Origin of the sequence: Pseudomonas sp. SK, assembly GCF_012975065.1 — a bacterium.
Classification (GTDB): Bacteria; Pseudomonadota; Gammaproteobacteria; order Pseudomonadales; family Pseudomonadaceae; genus Aquipseudomonas; species Aquipseudomonas anuradhapurensis.
In genome coordinates this window covers 4,892,843-4,914,189 of sequence record NZ_CP051857.1, presented here as the reverse complement: position 1 = coordinate 4,914,189, position 21,347 = coordinate 4,892,843, and the positions used below count along the sequence as shown (strand labels likewise).

General features: G+C 62.8%; 20 protein-coding genes. 5 read left to right on the top strand and 15 right to left on the bottom strand.

The genetic code is table 11. From position 1 onward, the window contains the following. Nucleotides 1-27: 27 nt before the first annotated feature. The 5 genes from HG549_RS22455 to leuS form a co-directional block, all read right to left on the bottom strand. Nucleotides 28-1,344 (bottom strand): lytic murein transglycosylase, encoded by a 1,317-nt coding sequence (locus HG549_RS22455; protein ID WP_170032872.1) that lies wholly within the window; start codon nucleotides 1,342-1,344, stop codon nucleotides 28-30. Between the two features lie 60 nt (nucleotides 1,345-1,404). Next, a complete protein-coding gene (gene arfA / locus HG549_RS22450) occupies nucleotides 1,405-1,569 on the bottom strand; it encodes an alternative ribosome rescue factor ArfA (RefSeq protein ID WP_170032870.1) in 165 nt (54 codons plus the stop codon). A gap of 205 nt (nucleotides 1,570-1,774) precedes the next feature. Continuing rightward, nucleotides 1,775-2,812 (bottom strand): DNA polymerase III subunit delta, encoded by a 1,038-nt coding sequence (gene holA, locus HG549_RS22445; protein WP_170034297.1) that lies wholly within the window; start codon nucleotides 2,810-2,812, stop codon nucleotides 1,775-1,777. A 39-nt stretch (nucleotides 2,813-2,851) separates the two neighbouring features. Beyond that, complete coding sequence (gene lptE / locus HG549_RS22440; protein WP_170032868.1) at nucleotides 2,852-3,457, bottom strand: LPS assembly lipoprotein LptE; 606 nt, start codon at nucleotides 3,455-3,457, stop codon at nucleotides 2,852-2,854. A 61-nt stretch (nucleotides 3,458-3,518) separates the two neighbouring features. Then, nucleotides 3,519-6,125, bottom strand: coding sequence for a leucine--tRNA ligase (gene leuS / locus HG549_RS22435; RefSeq protein ID WP_170032867.1), 2,607 nt, complete (start codon nucleotides 6,123-6,125; stop codon nucleotides 3,519-3,521). A 227-nt stretch (nucleotides 6,126-6,352) separates the two neighbouring features. On the opposite strand from leuS, the gene HG549_RS22430 reads away from it, so the two are divergent. Both HG549_RS22430 and HG549_RS22425 read left to right on the top strand, forming a co-directional pair. Beyond that, nucleotides 6,353-6,667 (top strand): hypothetical protein, encoded by a 315-nt coding sequence (locus HG549_RS22430; protein ID WP_170032865.1) that lies wholly within the window; start codon nucleotides 6,353-6,355, stop codon nucleotides 6,665-6,667. Between the two features lie 136 nt (nucleotides 6,668-6,803). Continuing rightward, nucleotides 6,804-7,565, top strand: a complete 762-nt coding sequence (locus HG549_RS22425; protein WP_170032863.1) for a YdcF family protein — start codon at nucleotides 6,804-6,806, stop codon at nucleotides 7,563-7,565. Nucleotides 7,566-7,690: 125 nt separating this feature from the next. On the opposite strand, the gene lnt is transcribed toward HG549_RS22425, so the two are convergent. The 4 genes from lnt to HG549_RS22405 are packed head-to-tail and all read right to left on the bottom strand — an operon-like array spanning nucleotide 7,691 to nucleotide 11,546. Further along, nucleotides 7,691-9,208 carry an apolipoprotein N-acyltransferase gene (lnt, locus tag HG549_RS22420; protein ID WP_170032861.1) on the bottom strand — a complete coding sequence of 506 codons (1,518 nt, stop codon included), beginning with the start codon at nucleotides 9,206-9,208 and terminating at the stop codon, nucleotides 7,691-7,693. Nucleotides 9,209-9,216: 8 nt separating this feature from the next. After that, nucleotides 9,217-10,056 carry an HlyC/CorC family transporter gene (locus HG549_RS22415; protein WP_114170710.1) on the bottom strand — a complete coding sequence of 280 codons (840 nt, stop codon included), beginning with the start codon at nucleotides 10,054-10,056 and terminating at the stop codon, nucleotides 9,217-9,219. Nucleotides 10,057-10,081: 25 nt separating this feature from the next. Further along, complete coding sequence (gene ybeY, locus HG549_RS22410) at nucleotides 10,082-10,555, bottom strand: rRNA maturation RNase YbeY (protein ID WP_170032859.1); 474 nt, start codon at nucleotides 10,553-10,555, stop codon at nucleotides 10,082-10,084. Beyond that, nucleotides 10,548-11,546 carry a PhoH family protein gene (locus HG549_RS22405; RefSeq protein ID WP_170032858.1) on the bottom strand — a complete coding sequence of 333 codons (999 nt, stop codon included), beginning with the start codon at nucleotides 11,544-11,546 and terminating at the stop codon, nucleotides 10,548-10,550. The genes ybeY and HG549_RS22405 overlap by 8 nt, the downstream gene beginning before the upstream one ends. 250 nt (nucleotides 11,547-11,796) lie before the next feature. On the opposite strand from HG549_RS22405, the gene HG549_RS22400 reads away from it, so the two are divergent. Next, on the top strand, nucleotides 11,797-12,123 hold the full coding sequence (locus HG549_RS22400) for a DUF1820 family protein (RefSeq protein ID WP_170032856.1): 327 nt from the start codon (nucleotides 11,797-11,799) through the stop codon (nucleotides 12,121-12,123). Nucleotides 12,124-12,126: 3 nt separating this feature from the next. Here HG549_RS22400 and HG549_RS22395 read toward each other — a convergent pair whose 3' ends face one another. The 4 genes from HG549_RS22395 to HG549_RS22380 all read right to left on the bottom strand — a co-directional run bounded on the left by HG549_RS22395 (nucleotide 12,127) and on the right by HG549_RS22380 (nucleotide 15,641). After that, entirely contained in the window at nucleotides 12,127-12,672 is a 546-nt protein-coding gene (locus HG549_RS22395; RefSeq protein WP_170032854.1) for a tetratricopeptide repeat protein, read from the bottom strand. 234 nt (nucleotides 12,673-12,906) lie between these two features. Then, complete coding sequence (hemL, locus tag HG549_RS22390; protein WP_170032852.1) at nucleotides 12,907-14,190, bottom strand: glutamate-1-semialdehyde 2,1-aminomutase; 1,284 nt, start codon at nucleotides 14,188-14,190, stop codon at nucleotides 12,907-12,909. 16 nt (nucleotides 14,191-14,206) lie between these two features. Then, nucleotides 14,207-14,830 (bottom strand): thiamine phosphate synthase, encoded by a 624-nt coding sequence (thiE, locus tag HG549_RS22385; RefSeq protein ID WP_170032850.1) that lies wholly within the window; start codon nucleotides 14,828-14,830, stop codon nucleotides 14,207-14,209. 13 nt (nucleotides 14,831-14,843) lie between these two features. Beyond that, nucleotides 14,844-15,641 (bottom strand): hydroxymethylpyrimidine/phosphomethylpyrimidine kinase, encoded by a 798-nt coding sequence (locus tag HG549_RS22380; RefSeq protein WP_170032847.1) that lies wholly within the window; start codon nucleotides 15,639-15,641, stop codon nucleotides 14,844-14,846. 265 nt (nucleotides 15,642-15,906) lie between these two features. Here HG549_RS22380 and HG549_RS22375 point away from each other — a divergent pair, with 265 nt between their 5' ends. Together HG549_RS22375 and HG549_RS22370 are read left to right on the top strand one after the other, a co-directional pair. Beyond that, nucleotides 15,907-17,895, top strand: a complete 1,989-nt coding sequence (locus tag HG549_RS22375; RefSeq protein WP_170032845.1) for a hybrid sensor histidine kinase/response regulator — start codon at nucleotides 15,907-15,909, stop codon at nucleotides 17,893-17,895. Between the two features lie 483 nt (nucleotides 17,896-18,378). Further along, entirely contained in the window at nucleotides 18,379-18,639 is a 261-nt protein-coding gene (locus tag HG549_RS22370; RefSeq protein ID WP_170032843.1) for a DUF3077 domain-containing protein, read from the top strand. A 615-nt stretch (nucleotides 18,640-19,254) separates the two neighbouring features. On the opposite strand, the gene HG549_RS26160 is transcribed toward HG549_RS22370, so the two are convergent. Both HG549_RS26160 and HG549_RS22365 read right to left on the bottom strand, forming a co-directional pair. Continuing rightward, nucleotides 19,255-19,596: a hypothetical protein gene (locus tag HG549_RS26160; protein WP_306092891.1), complete on the bottom strand. Its 342-nt coding sequence runs from the start codon at nucleotides 19,594-19,596 to the stop codon at nucleotides 19,255-19,257. Between the two features lie 5 nt (nucleotides 19,597-19,601). Continuing rightward, a complete protein-coding gene (locus HG549_RS22365) occupies nucleotides 19,602-20,657 on the bottom strand; it encodes a PAAR domain-containing protein (RefSeq protein WP_306092890.1) in 1,056 nt (351 codons plus the stop codon). Between the last annotated feature and the right edge of the window lie 690 nt (nucleotides 20,658-21,347).

Below are 21,347 nucleotides of genomic sequence, written 5' to 3'. Positions count from 1 at the left end.
AAGGGCCGCATGGCGGCCCCAGGACCCTCACTGCTGGCGCAGGCTCTCAAGCAGCTTGTGGGTCGGGTAGCCATCCGCCGGCCAGCCCAGCCCCTGCTGGGCGTTGCGGATCGCCTTGCGGGTATTGGCGCCAATGATACCGTCAGGGTTCCCCGCCTCATGCCCATTGCTGTTCAACAGGTTCTGCAGCTCCATGCGCTCGCTGCGGCTGAGCGGCAGGTCTTCCTTCGGCCAACTGCCGGCGATGAAGCCCCAGCCAGTGAAGCGGTCCCCCAGCAGGCTCACCGCCAGCGCATAGGACGACGAATTGTTGTACTTGAGGATGGCGCGGAAGTTGTCCAGCACCAGGAACGCCGGGCCACGCGCGCCCGCTGGCAGCAGCAGGGCGGCAGACAGCTGGTTGCTGCCCACCGGCAGTTGCGTCCCCGCAGGCAGTTTCACGCCCTGCGCCAACCACTCGCTCACCGGCTTGCGCAGTGCGCCATCGGCTTGCCAGTAATCGAAGCCTGCTGGCACCTGCACCTCGAAGCCCCAAGGCTGGCCACGCTTCCAACCCGAGCTCTGCAGGTAATGCGCGGTCGACGCCAGGGCATCCGGGGTACTGTTCCAGATGTCACGGCGGCCGTCACCGTCGAAATCGACGGCATGGGTGTTGTAGGTGGTCGGGATGAACTGGGTCTGGCCCATGGCCCCGGCCCACGAGCCACGCATGGCCTCAGGCTGGATGTCGCCATGCTGGATGATCTGCAGCGCGGCGATCAGCTGGTCCTGGGCAAATTGCGGGCGCCGGCCCTCGTAAGCCAGGGTGGCCAGCGAGCGGATGACCGACTTGTTGCCCTGGAACTGGCCGAAGTTGCTTTCCATGCCCCACACCGCAACCAGCACCTGGCGGTCGACGCCATAGCGCTGCTCGATGAGCGTGAGCAACTCTGCATGTTGTTCCAGCAGCTTCTTGCCATTGCGCACGCGCAGCGGTGACAGGGCGCCTTCGAGGTATTCCCACACCGGGCGGGTGAACTCCGGCTGGCTGCGGTCGGCCTTGATCACGTCCATGTCAGGGGTGATGCCGAGGAATGCGCGGTCGAAGGTATCCGGCGAAATACCGGCTTGCAGGGCTTGCTGGCGGAAACCGGCCTGCCATTGCGCGAAAGTTTGCAGAGGCTGGATTTCAGTGCTGACGTCTGGTGTTGTGCCGGGCAGGGTCACCACCGGAGTGGGCTGGGCGGGAGCCAGCGGCAGGGTATCGGCGGCGGTGGGCTTTTCTGCGCAGGCCACGAGCAGGATGAAACTGGAGGCCGCGAGCAGCTGACGGGTTTTCCAGCGGGGGAGAAGACTGAGAAGCATGCACAGATCCAGAATTGCAGGTCAGGTGACGACCATATCATGCCTGCGCTTGCGATGCTTTCATGCGGCCAAAAAGTACGAAGCCTCCCAATCTCTCGATTGGAAGGCTTCGCGGCGGTAGCTGCCTTTGCCCTTGTTCGGTCGTTCCTGGCGGCAGCGGAACAGGGGCTGGGCGACGATGGACTTGGCCTTGTTGGGGCCGTGCTTTTTCGGCTGTTTGCTCATGGCGGGGTTCCCCGGTTTGGTGGTTTTCGCGGCGCACTGTAGGGCCCTGGGCAGCTGGGGGCCAATTGATTGTGTATATCGTCGAGATGCAGGGGGCTGCCTTGCAGCCCTGTGGGAGCGGGCGTGCCCGCGAACACCGGCGAAGCCGGTGCCATCCACCGCATCGCCTGATTCGCGGGCCCGCCAGCTCCCACAGCGGCCCCAGTTACTCGGGGGGGAGTGCCAGGCGCTGACCAGCCATCAGCAGCGACAAGCGCGCCAGGCCGGTCCACGGCGAGCCTTCGGCCTGCCCCTTGATCTGCGCATCGATACGCTGGGCATCCTGCAGCAACTGCGCCCAGCGCTGTGCCGACAGGCGCTGCAGGGCTTTGCTGACTAGCGGCCGACGTTTGTCCCAGATCGGTGGACGGGCCTGGCTGAAAGCCTTGTCCAGCGGTACGCCCTGACTGAATTGCTGGGCCAGCCCGGCCAGCTGACGCAGCTCACGGGCCAGGGCCCAGAGAATCACCGGGGGCTCCACGCCTTCACCGCGCAAGCCTTCGAGCATGCGCAGGGCATGCGCGGCTTCGCCATTGAGAATGGCATCGACCAGGCCGAAGACATCGAAGCGGGCGCTGTCGGCGACGGCGGCCTGCACGGTCTCTACGGTGATCTGGTTGCCTTCGGCCAGCAGCTTGAGCTTCTCGATCTCTTGCGCGGCTGCCAACAGGTTGCCTTCGACACGTGCGGCGATCAGGTCGACGGCGTCCCGCTGTGCCGACAGGCCGGCCTGCTGCAGGCGCTGGTTGATCCACTGTGGTAGCTGGTGTACGTCCACCGGCCAGATCTGGATGAACTGGCAATGGGGGCCTTCTATCAGCGCCTTGCCCCACTTGGTCTTCTGTGCGCTGCCGTCGAGCTTGGGCAGGCTGACCAGCAGCAGGGTGTCCTCGGCGGGCTTGGCGCAGTATTCCATCAGCGCGGCAGCGCCCTTGTCACCGGGCTTGCCGGAGGGCAGCCGCAGTTCCAGCAGGCGCCGCTGGGCGAACAGCGACAGGCTGGCACCAGCCTGGAGCAGGGTGCCCCAGTCGAAGTTGGCGTCGGCGCTGAACACCTGGCGCTCGTCGAACCCCTGCTGGCGCGCAGCGCTGCGGATGGCATCGGCGGCTTCCTGGCACAGCAGCGGATCGTCGCCGCTAACCACGTAGACTGGAGCCAGCGCACCTTGCAGGTGTTTGTTGAGTTGGGCGGGGGCGAGCTTCATGGTGAGCAGGCGGGGCACCCGAGGGTACCCCGCTCGGGCTTAGTTGCCCGGTACTTCCAGTGGCGATTGCTGAGGCGTTTCGGCCTGCTGGCGGCGGGCGGCCTCCAGCGCGGCGGCTTCGGCCTTGGCGCGTTCGTCGGCTTGACGCTGCAGCTCGTCCAGCTGCGACGGGGTCAGCATCTGCAAGCGAACCATCATCGCATTGACCAGGTCACGGCGCATTTCTTCACGGGCGCGGTTGGCTTCCTCTTCAGAGCCGGTGATGTTCGAGCCGTCGCGCACGTAGATCTTGCGCACTTCCAGCTTGTCGCTCATCAGCTCCAGGTTGTTCAGGCCCTGGATACTGTAGTTCAGCACGGTGGTCAGCTCGTACTCGGCGGTACGGTTGCCGCTGTTGTAGGTCGCCGAGCGCTCGCGCTCCTGCTCGTTGGTCAGCACCAGGCGATACGGTGCGCCGGCGTGCACGTTGACGCCGCTGCGTTCCAGCGTTTCACGCAGCTGGACCACGGTCGGGCCGTAGGCGTTGCGCGCGCTGACGTCCATTTCCTTCACGCTCAGTTCGGTGGAACCGGTGCCGCGCAGCTGGAAACCGCAGGCGCTGAGCATGACCGCCAGGCCAATTACCAGCAAATTGCGTTTGATCATGTTGTTGCTCCCTTGTGGGCCTGTTCCGCCCGCCCGCAGTGGCTGCGGGCGGGCGTTGCCATCAGTTGGCGACGATGTTGACCAGCTTGCCCGGTACCACGATAACCTTGCGGATGGTCAGGCCATCGATGAAGCGCAGGACGTTCTCGTTGCTGCGCGCAGCCGCTTCGATTTCTTCACGGCTGGCGGCGGCCGGCATTTCCACCTGGCCACGCAGCTTGCCGTTGACCTGCACCACCAGGGTGACGGTGTCCTGTACCAGGGCCGCTTCGTCGACGGCTGGCCAGCTGGCGTCGATGACCGCCTGCTGGTGACCCAGCTGTTGCCACAGCTCGTGGGAGATGTGCGGGGTGATCGGGGCCAGCAGCAGGGTGACGGCTTCGAGGCCTTCGTGCAGCAGGGCGCGGTCCTGTTCGGTGGCCTGCGGGGCCTTTTCCAGTACGTTCATCACGGTCATCACCTGGGCGATGGCGGTGTTGAACTTGTGGTACTGGCCGACATCGGTGCTGGCCTGCTTGATGGCAGCGTGGATGGCGCGGCGGATGACCTTCTGCGCGTCGTCCAGGGCGGCGACGTCCAGCTTGCCCGGCAGGCCCTGGGCGACGTGGGCCTGGGCCAGGCGCCAGACGCGACGCAGGAAGCGGCTGGCACCCTCGACGCCGGAGTCGGACCATTCCAGGCTCATGTCGGGTGGCGAGGCGAACATCATGAACAGGCGGCAGGTGTCGGCGCCGTACTGGTCGATCATCGATTGCGGGTCGACGCCGTTGTTCTTCGACTTCGACATTTTTTCGGTACCGCCGATTTCCACCGGCAGGCCGTCGGTTTTCAGGCGGGCGCCAATGATCTTGGCCTTGGCATCGCGCTCGACCTCGACATCGGCCGGGTTGAACCAGTCCTTGCCGCCGTTGCTGGCCACGCGGTAGTAGGTTTCGGCGACCACCATGCCCTGGGTCAGCAGGTTCTTGAACGGCTCGTTCGAGGTGACCAGGCCTTCGTCACGCATCAGCTTGTGGAAGAAGCGTGCGTACAGCAGGTGCAGGATGGCGTGCTCGATACCACCGATGTACTGGTCGACCGGCAGCCAGTGGTTGGCCGCTTTCGGGTCGACCATGCCACCTTCGTAGTTCGGCGAGGCGTAGCGGGCGAAGTACCAGGACGACTCGACGAAGGTGTCCATGGTGTCGGTTTCGCGCTTGGCTGCGGCGCCACATTTCGGGCAGCTGCATTCGTAGAATTCCGGCATGCGTGCCAGTGGCGAACCGGCGCCATCCGGTACTACGTTCTCCGGCAGGGTGACCGGCAGTTGGTCTTCCGGCACCGGTACGTCGCCGCACGACGGGCAATGGATGATCGGGATCGGGCAGCCCCAGTAGCGCTGGCGGCTGATACCCCAGTCGCGAAGGCGGAACTGGGTACGCGACTTGCCCAGCTCCTTGCGGATCAGGGCCGCTTCGATGGCGTCGAAGGCACCGGCGAAGTCCAGGCCGTCGAACTCACCAGAGTTGATCAACTGGCCATGCTCGCCATAGGCGGCCAGCCACTCGCTGCCGACTTCATCGCCAGCGCTGGTGCGCACCACCGCCTTGACCGGCAGGTTGTACTTGTGGGCGAACTCGAAGTCACGCTCGTCGTGGGCCGGTACGGCCATTACAGCGCCATCACCGTAGTGCATCAGCACGTAGTTGGCGACCCACACCGGCAGCTTCTCGCCGGTCAACGGGTGCTCGACCAGCAGGGAAGTGGCCATGCCCTTCTTCTCCTGGGTGGCCATGTCGGCTTCGGCAACGCTGCCGCTCTTGCATTCGTCGATGAACGCCTGCAGCGCCGGGTTGCCCTGGGCCGCCTGGGTAGCCAGCGGGTGCTCGGCGGCGACCGCGACGTAGGTGGCGCCCATCAGCGTGTCGGGGCGGGTGGTGAAGACCTTGAGGGTACCTCCGTGGCCAATGCTGGCCTGGTCGTACGGGAACTGCACTTCCATGCCGCGCGACTTGCCGATCCAGTTGCGCTGCATGGTCTTGACCTGCTCGGGCCAGCCCGGCAGCTCGTCGAGGCTTTCCAGCAGCTCGTCGGCGTAGTCGGTGATGCGGAAGTAGTACATCGGGATTTCGCGCTTTTCGATCAGCGCGCCCGAACGCCAGCCACGGCCATCGATGACCTGCTCGTTGGCCAGTACGGTCTGGTCCGCCGGGTCCCAGTTCACGGTGCCGTTCTTGCGGTAGATGATGCCTTTTTCGAACAGGCGGGTGAACAGCCACTGCTCCCAACGGTAGTAGTCAGGCTTGCAGGTGGTCACTTCGCGTGCCCAGTCGATGGCCAGGCCCAGGCTCTTGAGCTGGGTCTTCATGTAGTTGATGTTTTCGTACGTCCACTTGGCCGGGGCGACGTTGTTCTTCATCGCCGCGTTTTCCGCGGGCATGCCGAAAGCGTCCCAGCCCATCGGCTGCAGCACGTTCTTGCCCAGCATGCGCTGGTAGCGGGCAATCACGTCACCGATGGTGTAGTTGCGCACGTGGCCCATGTGTAGCTTGCCGCTCGGGTACGGGAACATCGACAGGCAGTAGTAGGTGTCCTTGCCTGGCTGTTCGGTAACAGCGAACGATTGTTGCTCGTCCCAGAACTTCTGGGCGGCGGCTTCGATATCACGGGGCGTGTATTGTTCGTGCATGGCTACTTTTTGCTGAGAGGGAAGAGACCTTGTTCCAGGCAGCGGAACCTCGCTGCGTCCGGCACTCCGGTGTCGTTTAGAGTGAACGCCGTAGCATACAGCAGCGCCGCGCATCGTGGGAAACCTTCGTTGCTTATGCCCGCTGGTCGCGGCGCGCGGCTGCTTTTTGCAACAACGCTAAGCTCAGGTGTGGGGGGAGATATTCTTATCTTCAATGAGGTGAACGGATGGGAGAGACGCAGCTACCCGCAATCAAACCGGAGCTATACGAACGCCTGATCGACCGGCTTGGCCTGGCACTGGAAGTGGCCAGGACCTCGGTGCGATTGCGCGACGAGATGCCAGCTGAACTGGAGTTGCGTGGCCTGAGCCATGCGGAGTTCGAACTGATCAAGGCCTACCTGGATTCCCTCCCGGAGCGCCACAATGCCTGTGTCGGCAGTTACCCACAAGCGGAGCCGACATCGGCCAAGATCATCTGGCTCAAGGACAAGAAACGCCCCGCCAGTTCGGCGAGATCCAGGACGCTGCCGCATCGCTAGCCGTTCAGGACGCCAGGCGCAGGCTATAGCGCGCCGGTTCTCAAAAACTTGCATATCTCATGATCGGCGCCGGCTGCAATCTTGTTGGCCGGCGTCGATCCTTCTAGGCTGCACGCCTGACCAGGAGGTGTGGCCGATGGCTTTGCGATTCTTCATCAAGCAATGGTTGATGCCGCCGGGCATCCTGTTCCTGCTGCTGTTGGCGGCATGGTGGCTGCGCGCGCGGCGGCCGCGGCTGGCCGCGCTGTGCTTTGCCGTGGGCCTGGCAGGCCTGTGGCTGATGAGCTTGCCGCTGGTGATGCAGCAAACGGCACGTGTGCTGGAAACGGAGCCGCCGCTGGCCGTGACCGACTGGGCGGGCCTGGCAAGTCGGGCAGATGCCATCGTGGTACTGGGAGCAGGGCGTGAACGCGGTGACCCGGCCTGGGGCGGCAGCGACCAGCCCACGGCCACTGCCCTGGAGCGCATGCGCTTTGCCGCACGGCTGGCCAAGGCCTCGGGCCTGCCGGTGCTGACCAGTGGTGGCTTGCACTATGGCTCGCCACCGAGCGAGGCGCAGTTGATGGCGGACTGCCTGCGTGAAGATTTCGGCGTCGAGGTGAAATGGCGGGAGGAGGCCAGTCGTACCACCTGGGAGAACGCCCAGCTGTCTGCCAAGGTGCTGCAGCCGTTGGGGATTCGCCGGGTGGTCGTGGTCACCCAGGCGTGGCACATGCAGCGCTCGCGCTGGAGTTTCGAGCAGGCGGGGTTCGAGGTGGTGCCGGCGCCGGTCGGGTTCCTCGGGCGTGATCATGCGCGGCCGTTTGCCGGCTTGCTGCCGGAAAGCCGGGCGCTGTGGCAGAGCGGGCAGTTGCTCAATGAAGGGGTGGGGCTGGTGGGGTATCGGCTGTTCTACTGAGCCTTGTGTTGCCTGTGCCGGCCTCTTCGCGGGTGAACCCGCTCCCACAGGTACACCGCAGGCCATGGGCTTGTGCGGTCCCTGTGGGAGCGGGTTCACCCGCGAAGAGGCCAGTACAGGAAAACTCAAACGGTCTTGGCAATGCGCCCCGCCAGCAACGCCCAACCCAGCAGCAATGCGCAGACGATCGCCAGCGGCCACGAGCGCCATTGCAGGTACGGCGTCAGTTGCTGCATCGGCACTACCTCGCCATACAGCACCGCCTGCTGGAACTGTGGAATCTGCGTGGTAATGCGGCCAAACGGGTCGATCAGCGCGGTCACACCATTGTTGGTGGCGCGGATCATCCAGCGCCCGGCCTCCAGCGCCCGCATCTGTGCCATCTGCAGGTGTTGCAGCGGGCCGATCGAGGTGCCGAACCAGGTGTCGTTGCTGATCGTCAGCAGCAGGTCGCTGCGAGCAGCCAGGCTGGCGGCGAACTCGGGGTAGACCACCTCATAGCAGATGTAAGGCGCAATGTGATAGCCCTTTGCCTGCAGCAGCGGCTGGTCTTCCGGGCCGCGGGCGAAGTCCGACATCGGCAGGTTGAAGAACTCGATCAGGCCTCGCAGCATGTCCTGCAGCGGCACGTATTCGCCAAACGGCACCAGCTTCTGCTTGAGGTAGGTGCCGTCGCCCTCACCGGTGACAGTGATGCCGTTGTAGTAGCGGCGTTGGTGGTGCACCACTTCGCGCACCGGCACGCCCGTGATCAGCGCCGAATTTCGCCCGGCGGCGAAGCGCCCCATCACGTCGATATAACCCTGGGCCTGGTCCTTGAGCACCGGTACGGCGGTTTCCGGCCACACCAGCAGGTCCACCGGCCGGGAGCTGAAGCTCAGGTCACGGTACAGCGCCAGTTGCGCGTCGATGTGCGCCGGGTCCCATTTCAGCTCCTGCTCGACGTTGCCCTGGATGGCCGCGACCTTCAACGGGTCGCCTGCGGGCTTGGTCCAGGCATGGCCCTTGAGCGCCAGGCCCAGTAGCCATGGCGCGAGCAGCAGCAGGCAGGCGACCCCCAGGAAGGCGGGGCGCGCGCGCAGGCGGTGCAGGTTGCACAGCAGGGCGGCACTCAGGGCCAGGGTGAAGGAGATCAGCCAGACGCCGCCCAGCGGGGCCAGGCCGGCCAGCGGGCCGTCCAGCTGGCTGTAGCCAGCGTAGAGCCAGGGGAAACCGGTCAGGAACCAGCCGCGGAAGGCCTCTTGCAGCAGCCACAGGGCGGCGAAGCACAGGGCGTCGGCCAGCGGCGCTTCGTCGCGCCGCAACCAGCGTGCCCACAGCCAGGTGGGCAGGGCGAAGAACCAGGCCAGGGCGGCGAAGAACGCCAGCAGCAGCAGGATCGCCAGCAGCGGCGAGGCGCCGCCGTAGGTGTTCATGCTGACGTAGATCCACCAGGTGCCAGCGCCATACAGGCCGAAGCCGAACCACCAGCCACGCCACATGGCCTGGCGCGGGCTGAGCTCGCGCAGGCCAAGGTAGAGCACGGCGATGGACAACAAGGCCAGCGGCCAGATGTCGAATGGCGCCAGGGCCAGGAGGGTGGAAGCGCCGGCCGCCAGGGCCAGCAGGTTACCGGGCCAGCCGGGGCGGGTGATCCAACGCATGTTCGTCCTTAACGGGTGATCGGTGTCAGGCGCAGCAAGTGTATCCGCCGGCTGTCGGCGTTGAGAATACGGAACTTGTAGGGGCCGATCTCGGTGGTTTCGTTGCGCTTGGGCAGGTGGCCGAAGGCGCTCATCACCAGGCCGCCCACCGTGTCGAATTCGTCATCGGAGAATTCGCTGTCGAAGAACTCGTTGAAGTTCTCGATCGGGGTCAGTGCCTTGACCAGGAAGTCACCGCTCGGCAGCGGCTTGATGTAGCTGTCTTCCTCGACGTCGTGCTCGTCCTCGATGTCACCGACGATCTGCTCCAGCACGTCTTCGATGGTGACCAGGCCGGCCACGCCGCCGTACTCGTCGATGACGATGGCCATGTGGTTGTGGTTGGCGCGGAATTCGCGCAGCAGCACGTTCAGGCGCTTGGACTCGGGCACGAAGGTGGCCGGGCGCAGCAGGTCCTTGATGTTGAAGCTGTCGCCGTTCTCCTTGAGGATCAGCGGCAGCAGGTCCTTGGCGAGCAGGATCCCCAGCACATCGTCGTGGCTTTCGCCGATCACCGGGTAGCGCGAGTGCGCGGCGTCGATCACCGCCGGCAGGAACTCGCGTGGCGACTGGCTGGCCTTGATGCTGATCATCTGCGAGCGCGGCACCATGATGTCGCGCACCTGCAGGTCGGCGACCTGGATGGCGCCTTCGACGATGGTCAGTGCTTCGCTGTCCAGCAGTTTGTTCTGGTGCGCTTCGCGCAGCAGCTCGAGGAGCTCCTGGCGGTTTTTCGGCTCATGGGCAAAAGCCTGGGTCAGTTTACCCAGCCAGGACTTCTGCCCGTTGCTCGATCGATCTTCGCTCATGGCGGTTCTCGTGATCCTTCGTGTATCAGTGTGTGATTGAGTCGGTTTCATCATCGGCGTAAGGGTCGGGGTGACCCAGTTCTGCCAGCAATTCCCGTTCCAGGCCTTCCATTTCCTCGGCTTCCTCATCCTCGATGTGGTCGTAGCCGAGCAGGTGCAGGCAGCCATGGATAACCAGGTGCGCCCAGTGCGCTTCGAGCGCCTTGCCCTGTTCGGCCGCTTCGCGCTCGACCACCGGTACGCAGATCACCAGGTCGCCCAGCAGGGGGATATCGAGCAGGTCATCGGGCACGTCGGCCGGGAACGACAGCACGTTGGTCGCGTAGTCCTTGTGCCGGTAGGTGTGGTTCAGCTCACGCCCCTCGGCTTCATCGACCAGGCGAATGGTCATTTCCGAATCGGCGCTACGCTGGCGCAGGGCCAGTTCGCACCACCGGCGGAAGGCGGTGTCATCCGGGGCGGCGGCATCCGTGGCCCGTTGAATGTCGAGTTCAAGCATCTTTGCCAGGTGCCTCGGGCTTGGCCTGGCGGGCATCGAAGCGGTCGTAGGCTTCGACAATGCGCTGCACCAGTGGGTGACGAACCACATCCTTGGGCTGGAAGTGGGTGAAGCTGATCCCGGGAACGTCCTTCAGCACTTCGATGACGTGCGCCAGGCCCGACTTGGTGCCACGTGGCAGGTCGACCTGGGTGATGTCGCCGGTGATGACCGCCGTGGAGCCGAAGCCGATACGGGTCAGGAACATCTTCATCTGCTCAAGGGTGGTGTTCTGGCTTTCGTCGAGGATGATGAAGCTGTTGTTCAGGGTGCGGCCACGCATGTAGGCCAGCGGGGCGATCTCGATCACCTGGCGCTCGATCAGCTTGGCCACGTGTTCGAAACCGAGCATTTCATACAGGGCGTCGTACAGCGGGCGCAGGTACGGGTCGATCTTCTGCGCCAGGTCGCCGGGCAGGAAGCCGAGCTTTTCGCCTGCCTCGACCGCCGGGCGTACCAGCAGGATGCGGCGCACCTGTTCGCGTTCCAGCGCGTCCACGGCGCAGGCCACGGCCAGGTAGGTCTTGCCGGTACCGGCCGGGCCGATGCCGAAGTTGATGTCGTTGGCCAGGATTTCCTTGACGTAGCGCTGCTGGTTGACACCGCGCGGGCGGATATTGCCCTTGCGCGTACGCAGCGACACGCTGACCTCGTTGACCGCCGGGTTGTCGATGTTCTCGACAGTCGACTCCTGCAGGTACAGGTGCACGGTTTCCGGCGACAGGTCGGTGGCCTTGGTCTCGCGGTAGAGACGGCGCAGCAGTTGCTCGGCGGCAGAGGTGGTCTTGGGTTCGCCGATCAGTTCGAACTGATTGCCGCGGTTGCGGATTTCGATGGCCAGGCGCTGTTCGATCAGGCGCAAGTGCTCGTCGAACTGGCCGCACAGGTTGGCGAAACGGTGGGCCTCGAAAGGTTCGAGGATGAAACGATGGGGTTGTATGGGTGCGTTCAAGGTCGTTTTTAGCCGCTCGACGGCAATGAAGGTGAACTCAAGAATAACCCTTGAATGGCAGTGGCGAAAGCACTGAAACGTCCAACGGTATGTACGGCCTGTTCCGGCCTCTTCGCGGGCCCGCCCGCTCCCACAGGTACCGCACCGCTTCGAAGGTGGGTGCAATACCGGTGGGAGCGGGCTTGCCCGCGAAGGGGCCGGTACAGGTATGATGCCCGCCTTTTCTTACGCATGTGTTATCCCGACGAACATGAGCAAGCGCGAACCTGCCATCTATAAAGTGATCTTCCTCAACCAGGGGCAGGTCTTCGAGATGTATGCCAAGCAGATCTACCAGAGCGACCTGTGGGGCTTCCTGGAAATCGAGGAGTTCGTCTTCGGCGAGCGCTCGCAGCTGGTGGTGGACCCGAGCGAAGAAAAGCTCAAGAGCCAGTTCGACGGGGTGATCCGCAGTTTCGTGCCGCTGCATTCGATCGTGCGCATCGACGAGGTGGAGCGCCTGGGCACCGCCAAGATCAGCGAAGCCAAGGGTGGCGGCAACGTGATGCCGTTCCCCATGCCGATGCCGGAGAAGTAACCCTCAGGGGAGTGGCGAGAACGGCGTGCGCCCCTCGGCGTTCTGCAGTTCCAGCAGGTACTTGCGGAAGATCTGGCCGAGCACCTGGGTGGCATGCTCCAGCTCGTCGCGGGGCATTTTCTCGGTCACTTCGTCAGCCATGTCCAGCGCATCCTCGGCGCCGTTGACCGCAGCCATCTTCAGCAGGATGTAGGCCTGCACATTGTTGGCCTTGACCCCTTCGCCACGGTAGAACATGGCACCCAGGCGGTACTGGGCTTCGGCATGCCCTTGCAGCGAGGCCTTCTGCAACCAGTCCAGGGCTTTGTCGAAGTTTTTCGGGGTTTGCGAGTAGTAGTAGTCGCCAAGTTCGAATTGCGCCTGGGCATCCCCCGCCGTCGCCGTCTGTTCGCAGGCCTTCAGGGCGTTTGCCAGGTCTTCAAGCTGCACATTCAGGGTGCAGCGGCCCGTCGCCGGAATCAGCAACGAGTTACCGCCCTCTGCCAGGGCCAGCAGGGGCTGAAGAAGCAACAGGCAGCCCAGGGTCAGGGCGCGGCCGGTGCGGTTCATGGGGATCGACTTACCTCTGCAAAGCTGCGGCCAATGTCTCTGGTGGCACATTATGGGATAAGCAGCGCCAACCTTACAAAGTTTTACTCGAATTTCTGTTTGGTTGGGGAGTCGGCTGATTGTGCAGGGTTATTTATTTGCTGTATCGGCCTTTCCAGGTAGGCCCGCTGCCACAGGTATACGCATAACCTGTGGCAGCGGGTTTGCCCGCGAAGGGGCCGGCCTGGCTGGCAGTTACTTCAGCGCAGCAAAGGCCTTTTCTGCTGCATCCAGGGTGATCTGCAGCTCCTTGTCGCCATGGGCAATGGAGGTGAAGCCCGCCTCGAATGCGCTCGGCGCCAGGTACACGCCACCGTCGAGCATCAGGTGGAAGAAGCGCTTGAAGCGCTCGGCATCGCTGGCCATCACGTCGTCGAAGGTGACGATGTCGTCGGCGCCGCTGAAGTACAGGCCGAACATGCCACCGGCCTGGGTGGTGACGAACGGCACGCCAGCAGCATCGGCGCGTTGTTGCAGGCCGTCGAGCATGCGGCTGGTGTAGTCGGTGAGCTCGGCGTGGAAGCCCGGGCGGCTGATCAGCTTGAGGGTGGTCAGGCCAGCGGCCATGGCCAATGGGTTACCCGACAGGGTACCGGCCTGGTACACCGGGCCGAGCGGGGCGATGCAACCCATGATTTCGCGCTTGCCGCCAAAGCAGCCGACCGGCATGCCGCCGCCGACGATCTTGCCGAAGGTCGACAGGTCCGGAGTGATGCCGTAGTGGCCCTGGGCACCGCCCAGGGCAACACGGAAGCCGGTCATCACTTCGTCGAAGATCAGTACCACGCCGTGCTTGTCGCACTGCTCGCGCAGGCCCTCGAGGAAGCCGGGCGCCGGTGGCACGCAGTTCATGTTGCCGGCCACCGGCTCGACGATGATGCAGGCCACGGTCTGGCCAACTTCGGCCAGGGTCTTCTCGACGGCGGCGATGTCGTTGAACGGCAGGGTCAGGGTGTGCTTGGCGAAGTCCGCCGGCACGCCAGCCGAGCTTGGCACGCCCTGGGTCAGCAGGCCGGAGCCGGCCTTTACCAGCAGGCTGTCGGAGTGGCCGTGATAGCAGCCCTCGAACTTGATGATGGCATCACGGCCGGTGTAGCCACGGGCCAGGCGGATGGCGCTCATGGTGGCTTCGGTGCCGGAGCTGACCATGCGCACCATTTCCATGGACGGCACCAGCGAGCAGACCAGGTCGGCCATTTCGGTTTCCATGGCGGTCGGCGCGCCGTAGGACAGGCCGTGCTGCAGCTGCTGGCGTACCGACTCCAGTACCTCTGGATGGCCGTGGCCGAGAATCATCGGGCCCCAGGAACCAACGTAGTCGACGTAGCGCTTGTCGTCCTCGTCAACGACGTAGGCGCCTTCGGCATGCTTGAAGAACAGCGGCGTGCCGCCAACGCTCCGGAAAGCGCGGACCGGCGAATTGACGCCACCGGGAATGTGCTTCTGGGCTTGGGCGAACAGGGCTTCGGAACGGGACATGGAAGGTTCTCTCGAATCAGGATGCGAACAAGGCATTGAAGGCGCGGGCGCGGCGGGTGACTTCCTGCGCGCTGTCGGCACCGAACAGGCCGTGGATCACCGCCAGCAGGTCGGCACCATGGGCGACCAGCGGGGCGGCGTTGTCGAGGGTGATGCCGCCGATCACCGCGATCGGCAGTTTCACCTGGGCGCGGGCCTGCTCCAGCAGTTCGATGCTGGCCGCGGGGGCGCCCGGCTTGGTGACCGAATTGAAGAAGCGGCCGAAGGCCACGTAGCTGGCACCTTCCTTGGCGGCCTGGGCGGCCAGGTCAAGGTTGGCGTGGCAGGTGGAGCCGATGATCGCCTGGCGGCCGAGCAAGGCGCGGGCTGGGGTCAACGGGCCGTCGGTCTGGCCCAGGTGCACGCCGACACCCAGGCGCGCGGCCAGTTCGGCGTCGTCGTTGATGATCAGCTGGGTGCCGTAGCGCTCGCAGAGCTTCATCAGCCCTTCGGCCTCGCGCAGGCGCCGGGCCGCGTCGTCGCTCTTGTCGCGGTACTGCAGCAGGCATACGCCGCCGTCCAGTGCCGCTTCGACATGCGAGAGGAAACGGCCGGCGAGCAGCTGGCTATCGGTGATGGCATACAGACCACGTAGCTTCATTGAAGGCCTCGTATCAGGAGCAGAAATCCAGCGGCAGACGGCGTGGTACGAACTGGCCCTTGCCCAGTTGCTCGGCGTCACGCAGGGTGCGCCAGGTGTAGTCCAGGGCGCTGCGCACGGCACTGTCCAGTTGCTCGCTCAGGGCCAGGCGCCCGGCCAGGGCACTGGCCAGGGTGCAGCCCGAGCCATGGTAGCTGCCCGGCAGGCGCTGGCACGTCCAGGTGTGGCGCTGGCCGTCGCGGCTGTAAAGACGGTTGTGAATTTCGTCCTCGTCGCCGTGACCGCCGGTAATCAGCAGGTGTCTACAGAATGGCAGCAGTTTTTCCGCACACTCATCGGCGCTGCCTTCGGGCAGTTCGGCCAGGATGCGTGCTTCGGGCAGGTTCGGCGTGGCGATGGTGGCCAGCGGCAACAGGCGTTCGCGCAGGGCGTAGCCCACCTCGTCCTTGCCCAGGCGGCCACCACCACCGGCACGCAGCACCGGGTCGCACACCAGCGGCAGGTGCGGGTGCGCGGCCAGCAGCTCGGCGACGGTGTCGACCATCTCGATCGAGCCGAGCATGCCCAGCTTGACGGCGGCTACCGTGGAGTCGGCCAGCACGGCGTTGGCCTGCGCCAGCACCCACTCGCGGTCGAGCACGCGGAAGTCGGAAACGTTGACGGTATCCTGCACGGTCAGGGCGGTCACCGCGGGTGCGGCGTGACAGCCTTGGGCGAGCAGGGCTTCGATATCTGCCTGCAGGCCGGCGCCGCCACTGGGGTCGTGGCCGGAGAGACAGAGGACAACGGGGCGGGAGCTGTAGATATTCATGGTCGGCGAGCTTACCACCAATCCTGTTTGGGCGGATCGTCCTGCCAATGGGTTTTGTTGATCGTGTAGTCAGCTTTTTCTTTCGTTTCTTTCTGAAAGCATTGATTTAGAGCCTTTTCTTTGTGCAGAGATGTGGCCGATTGCCAGGTTGCGAAGCTATGCTAGAGTGCTCGGATAACTCGACAAACGGGTTCTGCCGGATCAGGTCGTCTCAAACGGATAGGAGGCAACCGCGACTCGACCGGACAGGCCATGCTGGGGCTGTATGCGCTATTTGCTGATTGTGCTTCTGGGGGTATTGCCCTTGCTGGCCGGAGCGGTCGATTTCGACGACGCGACCGGTCATCTTCCGCTGGGCAAGGCCATGCAGGTCTATGAAGACCCCGCTGCCAGCGCCAGCATCGCTCAGGTCACCGCCCCAGAGTTTGCCAAGCGCTTTCGCCCTCACCACGAAGAGGTGCTGAACGCCGGTTATTCCACCTCGGTATTCTGGCTCAAGGTCGAACTGCGCCCCCTGGCTGCACCTGGTGCAGCCGCCCGGCAATGGCTGCTGGAGCTGGCCTATCCGCCGTTGGACCACCTCGAGCTGTACCTGCCTGATGGCAGCGGCGGCTACCGCCTGGCCCGGCGCACCGGCGACGCCTTGCCCTACGACAGCCGGCAGATCCGGCAGAACAACTACCTGTTCGAGCTGCAGCTGCCGCCCGGCCAGGTGACCACCGTCTACCTGCGCCTGCACAGCCAGGGCTCGCTGCAGGCGCCGCTGGCGCTATGGTCCGCCGAGGCCTACCTGGAAGCGCAGCCTACGCGCCTGTACGTGCTGGGAATGATCTATGGCGTGCTGTTGGTGATGCTGGTGTACAACCTGTTCATCTACCTCAGCGTGCGCGACGTCAGTTACCTCTACTACATCCTCTATATCGCTTCGTTCGGCTTTTACCAGGTGTCGGTGAATGGCGCCGGCGTGGCTTACCTGTGGCCTGACAGCCCCTGGTGGGCTAATGCCTCGACGCCGCTGTTCATCGGTGCTGCTGGGCTGTTCGGCTGCCAGTTCGCCCGGCACTTCCTGCAGTTGGCCAGCATCAGCCGTGGCTTCGACCGGCTGCTGCAAGCGCTGATGCTGGGGGGCGCGCTGGTCATGGTACTGGCCGTCACCATGCCTTATGGCGTGGCCCTGCGCATGGCCACGGCGCTGGCACTGTTGTTCACCGTGAGCATCTTCAGCGCCGGGCTGTACGCCTGGTGGCATGGCTTGCGCGTGGCGCGCTGGTTCATCATTGCCTGGACGGCATTCCTGCTCGGCGGCCTGGCCAACACCCTGATGGTGTTGGGCTACCTGCCGAATGTGTTCATCACCATGTATGCCAGCCAGCTGGGTTCGGCGCTGGAGGTGGCCTTGCTGTCGCTGGCCCTGGCCGACCGCATCAACAACTTGCGCGAGCAGCAGGCGCAGACCTTGCGTGACGCCGGGCGGACGCTGGAACAGTTGAACCTGCAGCTGGCCAGGAGCAACCGCCTGAAAGATGAGTTCCTGGCCAGCGTGACGCATGAGCTGCGCACGCCGATGAACGGTGTGATCGGCTCGCTCGAGCTGATGGACACCCTGCCAATGGAGGCCGAAATGGCCCAGTACCACCGCACTGCAGTGGGCTCGGCGCAGGGCATGATGGACATGGTTGATGCGATTCTTACCCTGTCTGAACTGCAGGCCGGCCGCCTGCGCGCGCAGCCGGCGCCGTTCAGCCTGCGCTCGCTGCTGCACGGCTTGCGCGCCGGTTATGCCGGGCAGGCGTTGGGCAAAGGCCTGTACCTGAGCCTGGACATCCCGGCCGAACTGCCGGACGGGTTGCTGGGCGATGGACAGAAACTGGCCCGTTGCCTGGGGTGCCTGGTGGATAACGGCCTGAAATTCACCCACCAGGGTGGGGTGCTGATCCAGGTGCGCGGCCGCCGGGTAGGGCCGCACGACCTGGCACTGACGTTCATTGTCAGCGACAGCGGCATTGGCTTCGATGACCTGGACCAGTCGACCTTGTATCAGCGCTTCTTCCAGGTCGATGGTTCGATGACCCGGCGGTATGGCGGGCTGGGGATTGGCTTGTCGATCTGCCGGCAGATGGGCGAGTTGCTGGGGGCACGGTTGGCGCATGAGTCGACGCGGGGGTTGGGCAGCCGGTTCGAGTTGAGTTTGAACATGGCTATTGCGCAGGTGCAGATGGCATCGAATGTTCTGCAGACGCGACGGTCGCTTTAGAGATTTTCGCAGGCTTTGTTGGGGCTGCTTTGCAGCCCTTCGCGGGCACGCCCGCTCCCACAGGTTTGGCGCTCAGTCCAGGCAATGCGCGATCGCTGTGGGAGCGGGCATGCCCGCGAAGGACCGCAAAGCGGCCCCAGGACATGCCCTGACCGCACCTGCACTTCCTACAACAACGCCAGACTCTTCCTACGCTTCAGCACTGGCAACTCCATCCCCTGCGAAATACCCTACAACCCCTGTCGACACGCGTCTGATTGTTCCTGCAAATCCCGCGCTCTAGGCTTTTCCAGTCGCTGACGGTTCAGCGATCGGGTGTGGAAACCTGGCAAGATCTATGGTGCGTGTCGTTATGACAGCTGTACGCGGGAGGCCTTTGGGCCTACCGGGTTCGCATCATGCCTGGTTTTCCACCCCGTGTGCAGCTGTCACCCCTATGTGTGGAAACGGACGGGTGGCACATATTTCCATGGTGCCGAACTCATGAACGACGAAACCAAAACCACCCCTGGCGTTACCTACTTCTACCAAGGCGAAGGCCAAACCCACCCACTGTTCCGCATTGCCGAGGGCATCCCCTGTCGCAGCGCCCGTGAGCAGGCCTCGGAGCTGATGGGCTATGCGCGGGACTTGTCGCTTACCGGTTTGATGGATGGCGACCAGCAATTGATGTGGGCTTCGCACTACTTCGCAGCAATGGCCAAGGCGCTGATGGATGATGCCGAGCTGGGTTTGATGCGCTGAGTTTTGTTTGGCTGCACCGGCCCTTTCGCGGGTGAACCGGCTCCCACAGACTTGTGTATAGACTGAAAGATGCGCTATCTCCGTGGAAGCGGGTCTCCAGGCAAGACTAGGCATCGCGGGTTACTGCATTAATGGTGCGTAAGCCAATGCCTTCTCGGATATAAAGAATTCCCAGCCCACTAGCATTAGGATGGGGCGCGAAACATCAGAGTGACACCGAGCGCACATGACGGCTCTCATTTTATCAGTTTCATTAGAAAATATGTCGCTACCCAGGCAATGCCAATGGTGTTTAGCGAAGATGCAATAAGTATTTTTCTTCTTAAATGCCTAGGGAATTGCAAGTGATCTTGCTCATCCAATAGTCCGCTCCGAATGCTTGAAGCGGGGGATCCAATAGCGCCAGCGATTACAGAAATAACTAGAATTCTGGAGCCTATTTTTTTCTCTCCCCACATGCCGGTCGCAAATGGGAGGCACGCGCTCCGTTGGAGTGCTGAGGTCATTTCTTTATACTGGCGAGAGCATGCGATGTGAAGATCAGATACAAGCCCGAGTAAGACGAGGCAGATAGGTGTGGCTAACAGGAATAGCCTTAGTTTGACGTCAAGGTAATCAATCATCGCCAAAGACCTCGAAGACTAATTCGCCTAACTCCTCACCCGCTTCCATACCTCCGATGCTGCCGGCCAAAGCGCCTCCGCCAGTGATGACTATTCCGCATGCTATGGCGTAACGCCCAGCTCTCCAGCAAACCTTTGCAGAGATTTTGCCCGCAAGTTTTCCTGCCAACCAGCCACCAGCTAAGCCACCGGAGAAATTACCGGCCTCTGTAACGCTTACTTGTTTACAATCACTTGTATTGCCTTCTTTGCATACCTCTGAAATTTTCAGAGCAGATCCGCCCCCACCAATCGCAATGCCAATATGTCCTCCGTTTTTTAAAAATTTGGCCATCTTGGCTAGCTTGTCCAAATGTGTCGAGTAACCAGGGATGTGTGTCGCTCCCCCCCCGCTTTACTCCAGTGGTGCACCAAGCTTCTTGACGATATTCCTAAGTCCCGGCGCAGGCTTTCATAGTTTCCTAGATTGAGGCGCTTGTTTAGTAGGGTTGCTTTCAGGTTTGTACTTAATTGCTTGAACAGTTTTTGACGCTCGGCAAAGAACTCCGGATGCCTAAGATGCCCATGCTTAATGAATTGATCTTTATGCAAGTCTTCAATTTTACGCAGTATGTCGCTGAGCTCATCCAGCGACTTGCCAATCATCGCCTCGCTCACACCCATCGTCAAACTCACATCGCTGAGCAGCCCGGCGATCTCGGCCTGATGGCGCATCATGAATTCGGCTTCCTCCGGCGTCAGTTCTGCCAACGCTTCCCGCGCCTGTTTCGCCGCGCTCATTGCAGTCAGTTCTTCACGCGTGCACATCGGCCGCCGTAAACCGTCACCAATGACAAAGATCTCACCTGCCTTGAACCCACGTTCATATGTCGGGTTCAGTCGCTCCAGAATCGAGCTCGGCAAATTGGCCTGCGGCGCGCCGAGTTCTGCCAAGACGTCCTGGTACGTCATGCAACGCGGAACTATGTAGAAGCCAGGTTCCATGGCTTGCGCAGCGGTTGAGGGCTGGAATGCACCAGGTTGATAGCTGCTTCTTGCCTGATTACTCGCTTGAGCCTGTGGCGGTGCTTCGTTAACGGCCTCAGGTACAGGCGCCCTCCGCGGCGCCGGAGCTGCGTGTCCACCGGCAATCAGGCGATTGCTGCCCAATGGGCAGCCACATTGCACCAACGCTCCGTCCAGCACCGTGGGAATGCCATCCTGCTGCCAGCGGGATTCGCCTTCGATGAGGGTGCCTTCTTGCCCACAGCGCGGGCAGGGGGTGGTCTTGTCGCCTTTGAGCAGCCAGTCGCGACCGTGCACGCGTCCCCTGGCCTGCCCGGCAATGCAGATGGCGCCGGTGGTGGTTTCGTCCCCGTCCAGGCCCTGGCCTCGACCGAATATATTTATGCGCATGCTCTGCCTTGCCCTTTTTGAGGTGGAGGCCATGAAGCTAGCAGGCGGTAGCCGGGAATATTCAGGTCGAGGAGGGTTTGGGAAGGGTCCTACAATAGGCATGGATTTGGACTACAGCGCATTTGATGGCCGTGCCGGGATTTGAGGCCGGGGCTTCGCACTACTTCGCAGCAATGGCCAAGGCGCTGATTGATGATGCTGAGCTGGGTTTGATGCGCTGACCCCGGTATTGGCCCCACCGGCCTTTTCGGGAGCAAGCCCGCGTTCACAGGGATGAAAAGGTACACGATCCCTGTGGAAACGGGATGTTAGTTGTATAGATGGTACGTTAATCCAAACCAAGCTGCGCCAAAGTACAGTAGGTAATTGCAAATCAGTAGTTGTCTTTTCAATGATTTCGGAAATTTTTCAATATCACTTTGGTTTAGTTTGTGGTTGCGAATATGCAGATTTTTTATGGGGAAGAATAATACGGCTGACACGGTTCCGATGAGGTGTAGCCTTGAGCGAAGGCTCTTCTTTCCCCATATTGCAATATTCAGCTTCAACCAGTAGCTACTTGGTAATGCAGAAATCATAATGTCGAGGCTCTTAGACCAAGCCAAGCGAGCATAGAGTGCCAAGCCAGTCATGATCATGAGGCACGGCACTGCTGCCATTAACAGTTTTGTGGTTTGTGATGGCAGGTCA